16 protein-coding genes are annotated in these 15,618 nt (G+C 69.8%); 8 read left to right on the top strand and 8 right to left on the bottom strand.

Translation table 11 applies throughout. The annotated features are described in order from the left end of the window. Window positions 1-35 precede the first annotated feature (35 nt). Genes O5M90_RS19005 through O5M90_RS18990 form a run of 4 tightly spaced genes read right to left on the bottom strand, consistent with a single transcriptional unit; the run spans window position 36 to window position 3,787 of the window. Entirely contained in the window at window positions 36-827 is a 792-nt protein-coding gene (locus O5M90_RS19005) for a DUF899 domain-containing protein (protein WP_269839970.1), read from the bottom strand. Window positions 828-855: 28 nt separating this feature from the next. Continuing rightward, on the bottom strand, window positions 856-1,521 hold the full coding sequence (locus tag O5M90_RS19000) for a Vgb family protein (protein ID WP_269839969.1): 666 nt from the start codon (window positions 1,519-1,521) through the stop codon (window positions 856-858). A 44-nt stretch (window positions 1,522-1,565) separates the two neighbouring features. Next, window positions 1,566-2,801 (bottom strand): helix-turn-helix domain-containing protein, encoded by a 1,236-nt coding sequence (locus tag O5M90_RS18995; RefSeq protein WP_269839968.1) that lies wholly within the window; start codon window positions 2,799-2,801, stop codon window positions 1,566-1,568. 47 nt (window positions 2,802-2,848) lie between these two features. Continuing rightward, entirely contained in the window at window positions 2,849-3,787 is a 939-nt protein-coding gene (locus tag O5M90_RS18990; protein WP_269839967.1) for a M14 family metallopeptidase, read from the bottom strand. A gap of 122 nt (window positions 3,788-3,909) precedes the next feature. On the opposite strand from O5M90_RS18990, the gene O5M90_RS18985 reads away from it, so the two are divergent. Beyond that, window positions 3,910-4,155, top strand: coding sequence for a DUF6364 family protein (locus O5M90_RS18985; protein ID WP_269839966.1), 246 nt, complete (start codon window positions 3,910-3,912; stop codon window positions 4,153-4,155). Continuing rightward, window positions 4,145-4,579: a TA system VapC family ribonuclease toxin gene (locus O5M90_RS18980; RefSeq protein WP_269839965.1), complete on the top strand. Its 435-nt coding sequence runs from the start codon at window positions 4,145-4,147 to the stop codon at window positions 4,577-4,579. The genes O5M90_RS18985 and O5M90_RS18980 overlap by 11 nt, the downstream gene beginning before the upstream one ends. Before the next feature lie 293 nt (window positions 4,580-4,872). Here O5M90_RS18980 and O5M90_RS18975 read toward each other — a convergent pair whose 3' ends face one another. Genes O5M90_RS18975 through O5M90_RS18960 form a run of 4 tightly spaced genes read right to left on the bottom strand, consistent with a single transcriptional unit; the run spans window position 4,873 to window position 9,675 of the window. Then, window positions 4,873-6,249, bottom strand: coding sequence for a Gfo/Idh/MocA family protein (locus O5M90_RS18975; RefSeq protein ID WP_269839964.1), 1,377 nt, complete (start codon window positions 6,247-6,249; stop codon window positions 4,873-4,875). 43 nt (window positions 6,250-6,292) lie between these two features. Next, window positions 6,293-7,879 (bottom strand): sodium:solute symporter family transporter, encoded by a 1,587-nt coding sequence (locus tag O5M90_RS18970; protein ID WP_440402259.1) that lies wholly within the window; start codon window positions 7,877-7,879, stop codon window positions 6,293-6,295. After that, a complete protein-coding gene (locus tag O5M90_RS18965) occupies window positions 7,876-9,231 on the bottom strand; it encodes a chloride channel protein (protein WP_269839961.1) in 1,356 nt (451 codons plus the stop codon). Before O5M90_RS18965 ends, O5M90_RS18970 begins: the two co-directional genes overlap by 4 nt. A gap of 30 nt (window positions 9,232-9,261) precedes the next feature. Next, window positions 9,262-9,675 carry a VOC family protein gene (locus tag O5M90_RS18960; protein ID WP_269839960.1) on the bottom strand — a complete coding sequence of 138 codons (414 nt, stop codon included), beginning with the start codon at window positions 9,673-9,675 and terminating at the stop codon, window positions 9,262-9,264. A gap of 42 nt (window positions 9,676-9,717) precedes the next feature. Between O5M90_RS18960 and O5M90_RS18955 the strand changes: the two genes are divergently transcribed. The 6 genes from O5M90_RS18955 (at window position 9,718) to glcE (ending at window position 15,616) form a co-directional block, all read left to right on the top strand. Beyond that, window positions 9,718-10,206, top strand: a complete 489-nt coding sequence (locus O5M90_RS18955) for a retropepsin-like aspartic protease family protein (RefSeq protein ID WP_269839959.1) — start codon at window positions 9,718-9,720, stop codon at window positions 10,204-10,206. Between the two features lie 67 nt (window positions 10,207-10,273). Next, a complete protein-coding gene (locus O5M90_RS18950; RefSeq protein ID WP_269839958.1) occupies window positions 10,274-10,903 on the top strand; it encodes a PhaM family polyhydroxyalkanoate granule multifunctional regulatory protein in 630 nt (209 codons plus the stop codon). A 6-nt stretch (window positions 10,904-10,909) separates the two neighbouring features. After that, window positions 10,910-12,076: an FIST signal transduction protein gene (locus O5M90_RS18945; protein WP_269839957.1), complete on the top strand. Its 1,167-nt coding sequence runs from the start codon at window positions 10,910-10,912 to the stop codon at window positions 12,074-12,076. Continuing rightward, entirely contained in the window at window positions 12,073-12,930 is an 858-nt protein-coding gene (locus tag O5M90_RS18940) for a hypothetical protein (protein ID WP_269839956.1), read from the top strand. The genes O5M90_RS18945 and O5M90_RS18940 overlap by 4 nt, the downstream gene beginning before the upstream one ends. 91 nt (window positions 12,931-13,021) lie before the next feature. After that, window positions 13,022-14,521: an FAD-linked oxidase C-terminal domain-containing protein gene (locus O5M90_RS18935; protein ID WP_269839955.1), complete on the top strand. Its 1,500-nt coding sequence runs from the start codon at window positions 13,022-13,024 to the stop codon at window positions 14,519-14,521. Window positions 14,522-14,524: 3 nt separating this feature from the next. Then, window positions 14,525-15,616 (top strand): glycolate oxidase subunit GlcE, encoded by a 1,092-nt coding sequence (gene glcE, locus O5M90_RS18930; protein ID WP_269839954.1) that lies wholly within the window; start codon window positions 14,525-14,527, stop codon window positions 15,614-15,616. Window positions 15,617-15,618: the final 2 nt, after the last annotated feature.

The raw sequence follows: 15,618 nt of genomic DNA, 5'->3' as shown, positions 1-15,618 counted from the left end.
ACTCACTCACGCTCCGACCACCGCGTCCCAGGCTCTCAGGCCCGCCCCGCGCCGCAGCAGGCACCGGCCACCGACCGGGGCTGCTGCGCCAGCGGGTCCGGCTCGTAGCGGTCGTGATGGCGCAGCCATTCCATGCCGTAGCTGAGCCCATCTTCGCCGCGACCCAGCGGGGTCAGGTCGAGCAGCTGGTAGGTGCCCATCATCACCTCGACGCCGCGGCCGTAGCGCGAGTAGGTGTGGAAGACATCGCCGACATCGTCCATATAGAACAGGCTGATGCCGGGCGCCTCCTCGTGCGGGAAGGGCTGCAACGTGTAGTTGTAGGGGACCGCGCCGGCGGCCTGCTGCTGCGGGGTGAAGCTGACGCCGAAGTCATGGTTGAAGTCGCTGCCCTGCGAGGACACCCACATGAACCGCCAACCCATGCGCCGGCGAAAGCGCTCGATCTCGGCCAGCGACGCGCGCGAGACGACCAGCAGGCTGACATCGCGCTGGGCCAGGTGCACGCTCATGCCATCGTGGTGATCGGCCATGAAGGAGCAGCTCTTGCAGCCCTGCTCCCAGCCGGGGGCGAACATGAAATGCTGCACCAGCAGCTGGCGGCGGCCCTGGAACAGCTCGGCGAGCGTGCGCCGGCCCCGGTCGGCTGTGTCGAAGCGGTAGTCCTTCTCCACCCTGACCCAGGGCAGCGCGCGGCGCTCGCGGGCCAGCTGGTCCTGCAGACGGGTCAACTCCTTTTCGCGGGCCAGCAGCTTGAGACGCTCGGCCAGCCAGCGCTCGCGGGATACGACGGAATGGGTGCCGGTATCGGCCATCACAGTGCTCATGGGATGCTCCTTGCTGCAAAGAAATGGATCAGGACCGGGCCGACTTCGGGCGGCGCACGGCGCGCACCTTGCCGCTCTCGCCGCCGCCGGCGTAGAAGAGCTCGGCCCCGTCGGATTCGAGCCCACTGACGCCGGTGCCCGGCGGCATCTGCAGCCGCTCTAGCACCGTGCCGCTGGCCGGGTCGATGCGACGGATCTCGCTCTCCTCGCCCTCCCAGACGCCGTGCCACAGCTCGCCGTCGACCCAGCTCACGCCGGTGACGAAGCGGTCGGACGCTATGGTGCGCAGCAGCGCACCGGTCTCGGGGTTGATCTGATGGATCTTGCGGTCGCGGTACTGCCCCACCCACAGACTGCCCTCGGCCCAGGCCAGGCCCGAGTCGCTGCCCTGGCCGGGCGCCGGGATCGAGGCCAGCACCCGGCCGCTGGCGGGATCGATCTTGTCGATGCGCGACTCGGCGATCTGATAGAGATGGGTGCCGTCGAAGGCGGTGCCGGCATCGCAGGGGCAGTCCAGCCGACGCGTCGGTTCGCCGCTGGCGGGGTCGAAGGCCAGCAGCGCCGCGCCGGTGGCGGCCCAGACGCGCTGGCCGTCGTGGGTGACGCCGGCGATCTTGTCGGCGCCGGCAAAGGGGCCGTATTCGCGCACGATCTCGGCGGCCTGCACGCGGGCTTCATGGGTCTTGAGGGTCATGGGGCTCTCCTGATGGCGCTCGGAATCGGCGCCTGGCAGCCACTCTATGCAATCGGCAGCGCGGCAGGGAGTAACAAGATCGTCGTGAATCCCGCCAGCGATGGCGCCAGCCAGCGCTGTGCCCGCGCCCGCCCGATGGCGCGCACCTGGCCCTGCGCCTGAAGCTCGGCCAGCGCCCGCTGCACCGTGCGCTGGCTGGCGTCCAGGGCCAGCGCCAGCGCCGAGGTCGACCAGGCCGCACCATCGGCCAGCAGGGCCAGCAGCGCGGCCTGCTCGCCGGCGATCGGCGGCTCCAGCAGCACGAGCGCGCGGCCGTCGCGGGGCTTGAGCGCATAGCCGCGCGCCGTGGCGTCGATGCCGGCCAGCGGCGCGAGCAGCCCGCGCAGCCGGCCGATCTCGACCCGCAGCCGGGCTCGGTGCGTGTCGTCGGGATCGCGGCTGCGGAACACCGTCTCGATCAAGCCCTCGCGATCGACATCACCCGGCCAGGCCGCTGCCAGCGCCCGCGCCAGTGCGAACAACACCGGCCGGCGCGCCAGCGGCCGCCACAAGGCGCCTTCGGCCGAGGCCAGCTGCAGGCCCCGGCGGCAGGCATCGACCACCAGCACCGGCGAGCTCAGCAGCGCCTCGACCTCGGCCAGGCGCAGCATCCGCGGCGCGGCACCCGCCGACAAGCACCGGGCCGCGGGCCTGTGCAGCGCGGCCCGGGCCTCGGCCACCTCAGCCTGCAGCGCAGGCACCCGGGCCTGCTCAGCCGCGGCCTGCGCGCGATCGAGGGCCGCCTCGGCCGCGCCGGTGCGCAGCCGGCGCAGCGCCAGCTCCGCCTCACTGAGCGCGGCCACCGCCGCCAGCGCCGGCGGCAGGCCGCGCGCATCGAGCGGCGCCAGGGCCTGGTCCGCCGCATCGAGGCGCCCCAGCAGCAGCAGCCGGCGCACCGCGACCAGGCGCGCATGCAGCGCATTGGCGCGGTCCCCATGAGCCTCGAGCGTCAGCACCGCCTGCGTCAGCAGGTGCGGCGAGCCACCGAGCTCGCGCATCGCCAGCGCGACCTCGGCCTGCGCGACGAGGCAGCGCGCCCGCGCCAGCGCCTCATGGCTGCCGAAGCCGCGGGCCGCACGGCCCAGCAACTCGCGCGCCCGCAGGTGCTCGCCGAGCTGGGCCATCGCGATGCCGCGCAACGCCAGCGCCGGCGGATCCTCGCGCAGGGCCACACGCTTGAGCGCGCCGAGCGGGTCACCGGCGGCGAGCGCCCGCGCGGAAGCGGCGATCAGCGAGTCCATCGATGCAGCCTATGGGCTTGCAGGACGTCCGGTGGGTAGTTCTGCGCTCAAGCGCGCCGCAGATAGTCGATCGCCGCCGTGATCGTCACCGCCTGCGCTTCGTTGCACTGGGCCGCGCTGGCCAGCGGGCTGTCCGGGTAGACCTCGGTGGTGCTGACGAAGCGCGCGCCGGTGATGCCGCCGCACAGGCCCAGCGATCGCTTGGCATAGTTGATCACGCCCGGCTGCTGAAGCGGCTCGCCGATGATGCAACCCTGTTCGTCGGCCTCGGCAATGTGCGTGACGCGGCGCACGGCCTCGATCAGCGCACGCTGGAACTCGGGCACCGGCCGCTCGACATCACCGACCAGATAGAAGCCATCGGGAATCGCATGCCAGTCGAAGTCCTTGCCGTCGCGCGCGGCCTTGGCGGGGCCGAACTCGCTGTTGTCGCTGTCGGTGGTCTCGTGCAGGTCGATATGCAGATCGACACGGCTGCAGGTGGCCGCGACGCAGGCCATCGCCAGCGCCGACTCGGCGGCCGGGCTGTCCGGCTTGAACTGCCGGTTCGGGTCCAGCGCATCGGGGTTCCAACGGTTGATGGTCTCGTAGCCCCAGGGGCTGATGCAGGGCAGGACCAGCAGATTGACGGCCTCGGCATGGCGGCCGAACTCGTGCTTCAGCCACTGCAGGCAGCCCTGCACGCCGCTGGTCTCGTAGCCATGGACCCCGCCGGTGACCAGCACCACGGGACGATCCGCATGCCAGGCGCGGCTGCGCAGCGCATAAAGCGGGTAACCGTCCAGCCCCAGGCGGGCATAGTCGAGCGAACCGTACTGGAACAGCTCGGCCTGCGCCGGCAAGCCGGCCTTCAGCGGCTCGACCACCTCGGCGGCATAGCTGCGCTGCAGCCGCTGGCGGGCCAGCCAGGCAGCCTTCTCGGCAACGCCCCAGGGCGTGCCCGGCGTGCCGATCGGATAGGGCGGGGTCAAGGGTGGTGTGCTCACAGAGGTTGTCCGTGCTGGGGTGGAGCTGCGGACGATACACCGGGAGAGCAGTGGGAAAGTGAGGGGCTCAGCGGCCACCGGGCGACCCTTCATTTTTATACAGAAATCTGTATACTAATTTCATGAAGACAACGCTCGATCTGAACGACCAGTTGCTCGCCAATGCCAAGGCACTGGCAGCGCAGCAGCGAACCAGCCTGACCCGCTTGATCGAAGAGGGGCTGCAGTTGCGGCTGCGCAGCAAGATCGACGCCCCTGCGCGAGGCCAGACACGCCTGCCCGTCTTCAATGGGCAAGGTGGCCTGGTCGCGGGCGTGGAGCCGCGAAGCAACAAGGCGCTGCTAGAGGCCTTGGGTGATGACGCCTGACGTCAACGTCCTGGTGGCGGCGTCGCGTAGCGATCATCCGCATCACACCGTTGCGCGCACATGGCTGGAAGACGCGCTTGCGGCCGCCGAGAGTGGCGCTGTATTGACCTTGATGCCGATGGTGATCGCCAGCCTCTTGCGCCTGGTGACGAGCCCGAAAATTTTCGTGCAGCCAACCCCGGTCGCGGACGCCGTCGCCTTCGTCGATGCGATCCTGGCCGCGCCTGGTGTTCAGCTGGCGTCTTTGGGCACGGAGTGGCCCAGATTGCGACAGCTTTGCCTGGAAAAACAACTGAGCGGCAATGATTTGCCTGACGGATGGCTGGCTGCTGCGGTGGACCAGCAGGCCGAGCACCTGGTCAGTTTCGATCGAGACTTTAAGAAGTTGCTGGCGCGAACGCGGTTCACGCTCTTGAAGCCCTGAGCTTCGCCGGCGTCGAAAACCCATGTTGTCTAGATCTCTGGGCCGAAGAAGAACGGGGGCGATACGCTGTATGGCGGCGTGATCGACATTGATGACGACGCAAGGGTTGAGTACTGGAGAGAGATTCGTGGCCAGCCGGAATCAACCCATCTGAAACAGACCAAGTAGGGGCATTTCCAAGGCGCCTGTCATGGCGCGGCAGGGCAGCGTTGGCTCATCACCGCGAGGACTTCCCGGCACATCAAGCGCTGCGGTCGCGGCAACGGGCCAAGCCTTGAGGCGCCGCTCTCCCCTCAAACCCTCACATCCTCAATCGTCTTGTTCAGCCGGCTGCGCTCAGCCGCGAAGGCCATCAGATGGCTCTCGACCGAGGCTTCGATCGATGAGCTCAACAGGGTCGGGTCTTGCTGGCCGACGGCCTGGACCCAGTCGCGCACCATCGGATGGTCGCCGCCGCCGTGGGCGTCGGTCTTCATGCTCCAGCTGGTGCGCTTGCCGGTCTTGAAGGTGGTCAGCGTGAAGCTCTCCATATCGCCGCTGATGTCGCCCAGCGAGCCCATGATGCGGGTGCGCCGGCCCTCGTAGGAGACAAAGGCCTCCATCGAGAAGGCCGCCGTGACGCCCTGCTTGAACAGGATGTTGACGGTCAGGTGGTCGGGCTGGTCGTTGTCCATGCGGTAGACGCAGCGGCCGTAGTCGCTGGTCAGCAGACCCTGCATGATGACGCCGTCCCATTTGGACTTGTCCTCGGGCAGGTCGAAGACATAGAGCCGCTTGCGGTCGCGGTAGTAGATCTGCAGCGCGGAGTAGGGGCACTCATGCTCGACCGCGCAGCCGCCGGTGCAGCGCTCGGTGCTGCCGGCCGGGGCATTGGCTTCCTTGAACCATTTGAGATTGCCGAAGCAGTGGACGTTGTCGGCCGAGTCGCCGACCAGCCATTGCAGGATGTCGGTGTCGTGGCAGGACTTGGCCAGGATGATGGGCGTGGCGGTCTTGCTGCTGCGCCAGTTGCCGCGCACATAGCTGTGGCTCATGTGCACATGCTCGATCGGCTCCAGATGCTGGACGCTGATCAGCTCGCCGATCATCTTGGCGTCCAGCAGCTCCTTGAGCTCGCGGAAGTAAGGCGTGTAGCGCAGCACATGGCAGACGCCGACGATGCGGCCCACCTGCTGCGCCTTGGCCAGGATCAGCCGGCACTCGGCCTCGGTGGGCGCGATCGGCTTTTCCAGCAGCACGTCATAACCCATCTCCAACGCCGCCAGGCAGGGCTCGGTGTGCAGCTGGTCGGGCGTGGCGATGATCACGGCATCGGCCATCTTGGGCTGGGCGAAGACCTGCTCCCAGCTGGAGAAGCAGTGCTGCAGCGGCAGCTCGTGCAGGCGCCGCAGCTTGTGCATGCGTTGCGAGTTCGGGTCGGCCACGCCGACCAGGCGCATCTCCTCGGGATACTTGGCCGCAAAGTCGGCGTAGATCGAGCCACGATGGCCGGCCCCGATCAGCACCGCAGTGACCGGCCGTGCCAGCGGCTTGTGGCGCGGGTCGGCGTAAAGGTCTTCATGCAGGCCCAGCGTGCGGGCGATCTCGCCCCAGCCGTAGACGACCGAATTGCGCATCGCGCCAAGGCCGCGGGCCAGCGGTCGGGAGGCCATGAACTGGCGCAGGGACATATCAACAACTCCTTGTGTCGGGCCGCCAGGCTGACTCGGTCGCTCAGGCCGCGCGCACGCCCAACCAGCATGCCACGCCCAGCGCGAGCGCGCCGTAGCACAGCAACCACAGATAAAGCCGGCGCTGCGCGCGCAGGCCCTGCGCCAGCTGGGCCGTGCTCAAGGTCGTGCCCTGCAACTGCTCGGCGCGCGGCGGCGCCATGCAGCGGCTGGCCAGGCAGGTCACCGCCACGGCGGCCAGCAGACCGCTGAGGTTCCACCACATCCAGAACAGCCGGGCGCCCAGCCACTGCGCCAGCGCCAGGTTCAGCAGCAGGCCCGCCGCCACCCCCATCAGCACCGCCGGGCCGCGCGCGCGCCGGTCCAGGATGCCGCAGGCAAAGGCCGCCAGCAGCGGACCGTAGAACAGCGCACCGACCCGGTTGATGCCCTCGACCACGCTGCTGGCCAGGTCGCCCACCGTCAGCCCGAAGGCCACGATCAGCAGGCCCCAGCCCACGGTCACCAGCCGACCGGCCAGCAGCTGGCGGCGCAGCGCCACATGGGGCTCGACGAAGTCGCGCAGGGTCGCGGCCGAAAGGCTGTTCAGCGCCGAATCGAGGCTGGACATCGCGGCCGCCAGGATGGCCGCGACCAGCAGGCCGCGCAGACCGGCCGGCAGGAACAGCTCGATATAGCGCGGGATCAGATAGTCCAGCCGCCCCGGCGGCACCGCCGCGCGCAAGGCCTCGCTCTGCCAGTAGACCGCACCGACCGCCAGGCCCAGGCCGGCATAGAGCAGGGTCAGCGGGAAGCGCGCCAGGCCGTTGAACAGCAGCACGCGCTGTGCGCCGGCCACATCGCGGGCCGCCAGCTGGCGCTGCACCTGGCTCTGGTCGACGCCGTAATAGCTGATGTAGAGCACCAGGCCGCCGACGACAAAACCCCAGAACGGCGCCTTCGCGCCATCGCCCAGGCCATGACCCGCCTCGATCGCGGCCAGCCGCGCCGGCTCGTGGGCGGCCAGCAGGGCCGCAGCGCCGTCCAGCTGGCCCCAGGCCACCCAGCCGCAGACCACGATGCCCAGCAGCAGCACGGCCATCTGCAGCACATCGGTCCAGACCACGGCACGCATGCCGCCCATGGTGTCGTAGACCACCGTCAGCCCGCCCATCAGCACCACGCACCAGGCCAGCGGCAGCCCGGTGCAGACCTGCACGACCACGGCCGCCGCATACAGGGCCACACCGGTGGCCAGGCCGCGCGAGAGCAGGAAGACCGCGCTGAGCGCGAGCCGGGTCGGCCGGTCAAAGCGCCGCTCCAGGTATTCATAGACGCTGATCAGCGCCAGGCCGCGAAACACCGGCACCAGCACCAGCATCACGACGACCATCGCCAGCGGCAGCGCCAGCTCATACTGCAGCCAGGTCAGCCCGCCGCCGGGCACCAGGGCCACGAAGGCCGGAATGCCCAGAAAGGAGTTGGCCGAGGACTGGGTGGCCAGGGTCGAGATCGCCAGCGCCCACCAGGGCATGGCCCGGTCGCCGACGTAGTAGTCGGCCGCCGTATGCTGCGAGCGCGCCAGCCAGGCGCTCAGGCCCAGGGTGCTGGCCAGATAGGCCGCGATGATCAGCCAGTCCGGCGTCGTCATGCGCGGGCCGGCGGCGGCTGCGGCTGAGCAGGTGGGAACAGCAGCGCCGCCAGCTCCAGATACATGGGCCGCGTGATCAGCCGCGCCACGCCGCTGGCCAGCAGCGCGCAGGCCATCAGGCTCAGCACCATGGCCTGGCCCGAGACCATCTCCATCACGATGATGAAGGCGGTGATCGGGCCCTGGGTGGTGGCGGCCAGAAAGCCCACCATGCCCAGCGCGATCAAGGGGATGGCCGCGTCGCCGCGCACCCCGGTCAGCCAGGCCACATCATTGCCCAGCGAGGCACCAATGGTCAGCGAAGGTGCGAACACGCCGGCCGGCACGCCAGTCCAGGCCGAGAGCCAGGTGGCGCAGAACTTCAGCAAGGTGTACAGCCCCGGCTCGCCGCCGGGCTGCTGGCCCTCCAGCAAGGCCCGGGTCGGCGCGTAGCCGGCGCCGGCCGTCGTGCCGTCGGCCACCAGGCCGATCAGCGCCACCACGAAGGCGCAGCCGGCCGCAAAGCGCAGCGGGAACAGCCGCCGCCAGGCACTGAAGCGGTCCGGCAGGCCGCGCATCGACGCGATGATCAGGCGCGAAAACAGCCCACCGGCCAGGCCAGCGATCACCGCCACCAGCAGGCCCGGCCACAGCAGCGACCAGTCCAGCTGCTGCACGCGCAGCCGGCCGAAATAGGTCAGATTGCCGAACACCGAGACCGCGACCAGGCCGGCCAGCACGATGGCCGTGATCATCAGGGCGCTATGCGAACTGCTGCGCCGGCGCGACAGCTGCTCCAGCGCGAAGATCACCCCGCCCAGCGGCGTGTTGAAGGCCGCCGCGATGCCGGCCGCCGCGCCGGCCACCATCAGGTCATGGCTGTCGATGCCGGCCTGCGGCGACAGCCAGCGCTTCGCATGGGCCATCACACCGGCGCCCACCTGCACGGTCGGGCCCTCGCGGCCGATCGACAGCCCCGCCAACAGCCCGCCGGAGACCAGGCCGATCTTCTGCAGGGACAGGCGCAGCGAGACCAGCCGGCTGCGCTGCTCGGGCGCGAGTTCGTCGTCGAGCGCGCGCACCACCTGCGGAATGCCCGAACCCAGCGCGCCCGGCACAAAGCGGCGGGTCCACCACAGCACGGTCACCGTCAACGTCGGCGTCCAGATCAGCATCGCCGGCGCCGCCCAGGCGTGGCTGCTGCGCAGCGCCTCGAAGCCATGGCTGGCCGCCTCGGCCAGCAAGGTGAAGCCCACGACCACCAGGCCGGTGGCCACCGCATAGGCCAGCACCACGGCCCGATCCACCCACTGCCGGCCGCCGGCCAGCTCCAGCCTCAGATTGCGCCAGAAGTCCGGTTCCACATCTCGCATGGGCCCCGACCTTAACAGCCTTGGGGGGCCTCAGTGCGCGTACACCGACTCCAGCGAGGCAAAGCCCTTGATCTCGATCGGATTGCCGGAGGGGTCGACAAAGAACATGGTCCATTGCTCGCCCGGCTGGCCCGCAAAGCGGACCTGGGGCTTAAGCACGAACTCGCAGCCGGCCGCCTCCAGCCGCGCGGCCAGTGCCTGCCAGTCGGGCAGGGCCAGGATCAGGCCCAGGTGCGGCATCGGCACCAGATGCTCGCCGACCTGGCCGGTGCGGGAGGTCGCGAAGGGCTCGCCCAGATGCAGCGAGATCTGGTGGCCGAAGAAATCGAAGTCCACCCAGGTCGCGGTGCTGCGGCCTTCACGGCAGCCCAGCACGCCGCCGTAGAAGGCGCGCGCCTGGTCCAGATCACGCACATGAAAAGCCAGATGGAAGATGCTGCGCATCGCTTGCCTCGTCGAGTCCGAAAATCGTGGCATCGTAGCGGCATGAGCAATAGCAACAAGGACCTGCCGCACAGCCTCAAGCTGGTCACGATCTGGCTGCTGGTGATGCTGGCGGTCTTCCTGGGCATCAAGGGCCTGGAACACAGCCGCCAGCAAAGCAGCATCGAGCTGCATCAGGGCCGCATCCTGCTCAAGCGCGCACCCGACGGCCACTTCCACTGGCGCGGCCAGGTCAATGGCGTGACGGTGGACTTCCTGGTCGACACCGGCGCCACCTCGACCGCCCTGCCCCAGGGCCTGGCCGAGCGCGCGGGCCTGACGCCCGAGAGCCAGGTGCGCTCGCACACGGCCGGCGGCGTCGTGCAGGGCTATCGGGCGCGCGCCGACATCGAGCTGCAGGGCGGCGTCTCGGCCCAGCGCCTGCCGGTCACTGTGCTGCCCGATCTGGGCGCGCCGCTGCTGGGCATGGACCTGCTGTCGCGGCTGCGCTTTGTCCAGCAGGACGGCGTGCTGAGCATCGAGGCGCCCTGATAAACCAGCAGGCACAGCGGGCGCGCTGCGGCGTACCATGGGCCGGACAACACCGACAGGAGACTCCATGGCCGACAACAGCTTCACCAAGTTCGTCCCCGGTTTCGATTTTCTGCAGGGCCTGGTCAAGAACGCCGGCGCCGCGCTGCCCGGCATGGGCCAGTGGGTAGCGCCGACCCTGAACCCCGAGGAGCTGGAAAAACGCATCGAGGAGCTGCGCACCGTGCAGTTCTGGCTGGAGCAGAACGCCCGCATGCTGGGCGCGACCATCCAGGCCCTGGAGGTGCAGCGCATGACCTTGTCGACGCTGAAGTCGATGAATGTGCCGCTGGCCGAGCTGCGTGACAGCCTGAAGGTCGCCACCCCGAAGGCCCAGGTCGAGCCGGAGCCCGAAGCCGAAGCCGAGGAGAAACCCGCCGCGCCGGCGGCCGTGGACCCGATGCAATGGTGGTCGGCGCTGAGCCAGCAGTTCACCCAGCTGGCCACCACCGCGATGAAGGACAGCGCCACCGACGCCGCCAAGAACCTGGCCGGCAACCTGGTCAAGCAGAGCTTCGAGGCCGCCGGTGAGACCCTGCGCAAGACCGCCGCGATGCCGGGGGCCCTGGCCAAGAAGGCCGCCACCCAAGTCGCCGCCCGCCCGGCCGCGAAGAAAAAAGCCGCGGCCAAGCCGGCCACCCGACCGCGCAAACCCTGAGTACCGATGAAACCCTTTGCCCACGCCCACGCCACCCACCCCGACGCCCATATGGCGCTGGCGCTGGCGGCGGCGCAGATCGAAGCCCAGCGCCAGGTCAGCGGTCTGCAACCGACCCTGGGCTGGCTGTATTTCTGCGACGGTTTCGCGCCGCAGGCCGAGGCCTTGCTGGCCGAGCTGCGGCAGCGCTGGCCCGGTGTGGCCTGGGTCGGCGCGGCGGGGCCGGGCATCTGCGCCAGCGGGGTCGAGTATTTCGATGAGCCGGCGCTGGCCCTGATGCTGGCCGAGCTGCCCGCCGATCAGTTCCGCGTGTTCTCCGGCACCCGGCCGCTGGCCGGCTGGCCGGCCGAGCTGCTGCAGGTGCATGCCGACCCGGCGACCATAGACCTGCAGGAGCTGATCGCCGAGCTGGCGGCGCAGACCGACAGCAGTTATGCCTTCGGCGGCCTGGCGCTAGGGCGGCATGGCGGCGTGCAACTGGCCGACGGCGTCTGGCGCGGTGGGCTCTCGGGCGTGGCTTTCGGATCCGGCCTGCGCGTGCTCTCCCGGGTCAGCCAGGGTTGCCAGCCGCTGGGCGTGGAGCGCCGCATCAGCGCCTGCGACGGCAATCTGCTGCTGGAGCTGGACGGCCAGCCGGCGCTGGACTGCCTGCTGCAAGACCTGGCCCTGCCGGTGCTGAGCCAGCCCGGCGAGCTGCGCGAGGCCTTGCCGCGCTTTCGCAAGACCCTGGCAGGCATCAGCCCGGTCGGCAAGACACAAAAGTCCGCCGGGCGCGGCTACGGCGCCGAGGTGCTGGTGCGCCATCTGGTGGGCATCGACCCCGGTCGGCGCGGCGTGGCCATCGGCGACCAGCTGCAGGTCGGCCAGCGCCTGAGCTTTTGCGAGCGCAATCCCGAGGCGGCGCGGCGCGATCTGCTGCGCATCTGCACCGAGCTGCGCGCCGAGGGCGAGGAGCAGCCGCCGGCCGATGGCGGCCCGGCCATCGCCGGCGCGCTCTACATCAGCTGCGCCGGTCGCGGCGGCCCACACTTCGGCGCGCCCTCGGCCGAGGCGCAATGGGTGCAGCACGGCCTGGGCGATGTGCCCCTGGTCGGCTTCTTCGCCGGCGGCGAGATCGCGCATGCCAATCTCTACGGCTACACCGGCGTGCTGACGGTGTTCATGCGCTCATGAAACGGCGGCAGGCTCTGCTGGCCGGCGTGGGCCTGCTGAGCGGGGCGGCCGCCGCCGAAGACCTGCGCATCCTCTATCCGCAGCACGAACCCCTGCAAGGACCGCAGGTCAGCTATGTGCTGGCCCTGCTGCGGCTGGCACTGGAGCGCTGCGAGCGCCGCTACCGGCTGCAGGCGAGCGACCGCCCCATGGTGCAAAGCCGCTCGCTGCTGGAGCTGGCCCGGCCCGAGCCCGGCATCGATCTGTTCTGGACCATGACCACAGCCGAGCGCGAGCGCCGCCTGCTGCCGATCCGCATCCCGCTGGAGAGGGGTCTGATCGGCTGGCGTCTGGTCCTGGTGCGCGCCGCCGACCGCGAGCGCTTCGCCGCGCTGCAGGACCTGGTGGACCTGGCGCCCCATATCGCGGGCCAGCTGCATGACTGGCCCGACACCGCCATCCTGCGCGCCAATGGCTTGCGGGTGCGCACGCACAGCCATTTCCAGAGCCTGTTCGCGCAGCTGGCCGAGGGCGCGGTCGACTACCTGCCGCGCTCCATCATCGAGATCGATGACGAAGCCCAGGCCTATGCGGACCGCGGCCTGGTGATCGAGCCGCATCTGCTGCTGCGCTACCCGACCGCGCTGTACTTCTTCGTCAGCCCGCGCCGGCCGCAGCTGCATGCCGATCTGAGCCAGGGGCTGGAGGCGGCCCAGGCCGACGGCAGCTTCGAGCGCACCTTCCAGCAGCAGTTCGGCGCGCTGGCCGCGCGGCACCAGCTGGCCCAGCGCCGTCAGCTGCAGCTGGCCAATCCGGCACTGCCGGCGGCCACGCCGCTGCAGCGCAAGGAGCTGTGGTTCCAGCTGCCCCGCTGAAGCCGGCACTGCGGTCAAAGCAGTACGAACTTCCACGCAAGCTGCGGCCGGCACCGCAAGCTACAGTTGACGGCCGCCAAGGAGACCCCAGTTGAACGCCGCCGCCCGCTCCGTAACACCTGCCACCTCACGCGCCCAGAGTCAGACCGAGCTGGTGGCCGCCTTGGCCGAGGTGCTGCCGCCCCATGCCCTGCTGTGGCAGGGCGAGGACACCGTGCCCTATGAATGCGACGGCCTGACCGCCTACCGCGAGCGCCCGCTGGCGGTGGCCCTGCCGGAGACCGAGGCGCAGGTCGCCGCGGTGCTCAAGACCTGTCACCGTCTGGGTGTGCCGGTGGTGGCGCGCGGCGCCGGCACCGGCCTGTCCGGCGGCGCCCTGCCCCATGCGCTGGGCCTGACCCTGGCGCTGGCCAAGTTCAACCGCATCCTCGATCTGAGCCCCAGCGCGCGCACCGCCCGGGTGCAATGCGGCGTACGCAACCTGGCCATCTCCGAGGCCGCCGCGCCCCACGGCCTCTATTACGCGCCCGACCCGAGCAGCCAGATCGCCTGCACCATAGGCGGCAATGTGGCCGAGAACTCGGGCGGCGTGCACTGCCTGAAGTACGGCCTGACCCTGCACAACGTGCTGCGCGTGCGCGGCTTCACGGTGGAGGGCGAGGCGGTCGAGTTCGGCTCGGAGGCGCTGGACGCCGCCGGTCTGGACCTGCTGAGCCTGATCGTCGGCAGCGAGGGCATGCTGGCCGTGATCACCGAGGTGACGGTCAAGCTGATACCCAAGCCACAGCTGGCGCGCTGCATCATGGCCAGCTTCGATGACATCCGCAAGGCCGGCGACGCGGTGGCCCATATCATCGCGGCCGGCATCATCCCGGCCGGCCTGGAGATGATGGACAAGCCGATGACGGCCGCGGTGGAGGACTTCGTCCACGCCGGCTACGACCTGGGGGCCGAGGCGATCTTGCTGTGCGAGAGCGACGGCACGCCGGAGGAGGTGGAGGAAGAGATTGGCCGCATGGAAGCGGTGCTGTGGGCCAGCGGCGCGACCCGCTGCGAGGTCAGCGCCAGCGAGGCCCAGCGCCTGAAGTTCTGGAGCGGCCGCAAGAACGCCTTCCCGGCCTCGGGCCGCATCAGCCCGGACTATATGTGCATGGACTCGACCATCCCGCGCAAGAAGCTGGCCGACATCCTGCTGGCCATCCAGCAGATGGAGACAAAGTATGGCCTGCGCTGCGCCAATGTCTTCCACGCTGGCGACGGCAATCTGCACCCGCTGATCCTGTTCGATGCCAACGACCCCGATCAATTGCACCGCTGCGAACTGTTCGGCGCCGAGATCCTGGAGTACAGCGTCGCGCTGGGCGGCACCGTGACCGGCGAGCATGGTGTTGGCATAGAGAAGCTCGGCTCGATGTGCGTGCAGTTCTCGACCGAGGAGCGCGAGCAGATGCTGTCGCTCAAGCGCGCTTTTGATCCGCACTCGCTGCTGAACCCCGGCAAGGTGATTCCGACGCTGCAGCGCTGCGCCGAGTATGGTCGCATGCATGTCAAGAAGGGCCTCTTGGCCTTCCCCGAACTGCCGAGGTTTTGATCGATGACGATCCAGCAGCTGCAAGAACGCATCAAGGACGCCGCCGCGCGCGGCGCCACCTTGGATATCCACGGCCATCGCAGCAAGGCCTTCTATGGCCAGCCGCCCGGCGGCGAGGCGCTGGACATCAGCGACTTCTCGGGCGTCACCAGCTATGAGCCCAGCGAGCTGGTCGTCACGGCCAAGGCCGGCACCGCGATCACCGAGCTGGAGGCCCTGCTGGCCGAGCAGGGCCAGCATCTGGCCTTCGAGCCGCCGCGCTTTAGGGGCAGCGAACGTGGCCGCGGGACCGTCGGCGGCATGGTGGCCGCCGGGCTCTCGGGCCCGGCTCGCGCCACGGCCGGCTCGGTACGCGACCACATCCTCGGCCTGACCCTGATCAACGGCCGCGCCGAGGCGATGAACTTCGGCGGTACGGTGATGAAGAATGTCGCCGGCTACGACGTCTCGCGCCTGATGGCTGGCTCGCTGGGCGTGCTGGGCCTGATCGCCGAGGTCTCGATCAAGGTCTTGCCGCGTCCGGTGGCCAGCACCACGCTGCGCTTCGAGATGGACCAGGTCCAGGCCCTGCGCGAACTGAACCGCTGGGGCGGCCTGCCCCTGCCCATCCAGGCCAGCGCCTGCTGGGACGGGGCCTTGATCCTGCGCCTGGCCGGCGCGCAGGCGGCGGTGACGGCGGCCGTCCGGAGCCTGGGCGGCGAGACCATCCCGCAAGACCTGGCCCTGCCCTTCTGGGAAGGTCTGCGCGACCAGAGCGACGAGTTCTTCCAGGGTGCCGAGCGCGCGGTGCAGGGCGGCGCGCGGCTGTGGCGGCTGTCGCTGCCGCAGACCGCGCCGGTGCTGCATCTGTCCGGCGAGCAACTGGTCGAGTGGGGTGGTGCGCAGCGCTGGGTCACCAGCGCGCAGCCGCCGGCCCAGGTGCGCGAGGCCGCGGCGGCGGCCGGCGGCCATGCGACGCTGTTCCGCGCGCTGGACAAGAGCCCCGGCACGTTTTCGCCGCTGTCGGCGCCGCTGCTGCGCATCCATCGCGAGCTGAAGAAGTCCTTCGATCCGCAAGGCCTGTTCAACCCCGGCCGGCTCTACCCGGACCTCTGAGG

Source organism: Paucibacter sp. M5-1, assembly GCF_027498415.2.
GTDB lineage: Bacteria > Pseudomonadota > Gammaproteobacteria > Burkholderiales > Burkholderiaceae_C > Roseateles_E.
This window is presented reverse-complemented; position numbering and strand designations above follow the sequence as displayed.

Bases quoted from the DNA above. Each gene is read 5' to 3' on its own strand.
- O5M90_RS19005 (WP_269839970.1), bottom strand. From the start codon at position 827: ATGAGCACTGTGATGGCCGATACCGGCACCCATTCCGTCGTATCCCGC.
- O5M90_RS19000 (WP_269839969.1), bottom strand. From the start codon at position 1,521: ATGACCCTCAAGACCCATGAAGCCCGCGTGCAGGCCGCCGAGATCGTG.
- O5M90_RS18995 (WP_269839968.1), bottom strand. From the start codon at position 2,801: ATGGACTCGCTGATCGCCGCTTCCGCGCGGGCGCTCGCCGCCGGTGAC.
- O5M90_RS18985 (WP_269839966.1), top strand. From the start codon at position 3,910: ATGAAGACAACGCTCGATCTGAACGACCAGTTGCTCGCCAATGCCAAG.
- O5M90_RS18980 (WP_269839965.1), top strand. From the start codon at position 4,145: ATGACGCCTGACGTCAACGTCCTGGTGGCGGCGTCGCGTAGCGATCAT.
- O5M90_RS18975 (WP_269839964.1), bottom strand. From the start codon at position 6,249: ATGTCCCTGCGCCAGTTCATGGCCTCCCGACCGCTGGCCCGCGGCCTT.
- O5M90_RS18970 (WP_440402259.1), bottom strand. From the start codon at position 7,879: ATGACGACGCCGGACTGGCTGATCATCGCGGCCTATCTGGCCAGCACC.
- O5M90_RS18965 (WP_269839961.1), bottom strand. From the start codon at position 9,231: ATGCGAGATGTGGAACCGGACTTCTGGCGCAATCTGAGGCTGGAGCTG.
- O5M90_RS18960 (WP_269839960.1), bottom strand. From the start codon at position 9,675: ATGCGCAGCATCTTCCATCTGGCTTTTCATGTGCGTGATCTGGACCAG.
- O5M90_RS18955 (WP_269839959.1), top strand. From the start codon at position 9,718: ATGAGCAATAGCAACAAGGACCTGCCGCACAGCCTCAAGCTGGTCACG.
- O5M90_RS18950 (WP_269839958.1), top strand. From the start codon at position 10,274: ATGGCCGACAACAGCTTCACCAAGTTCGTCCCCGGTTTCGATTTTCTG.
- O5M90_RS18945 (WP_269839957.1), top strand. From the start codon at position 10,910: ATGAAACCCTTTGCCCACGCCCACGCCACCCACCCCGACGCCCATATG.
- O5M90_RS18940 (WP_269839956.1), top strand. From the start codon at position 12,073: ATGAAACGGCGGCAGGCTCTGCTGGCCGGCGTGGGCCTGCTGAGCGGG.
- glcE (WP_269839954.1), top strand. From the start codon at position 14,525: ATGACGATCCAGCAGCTGCAAGAACGCATCAAGGACGCCGCCGCGCGC.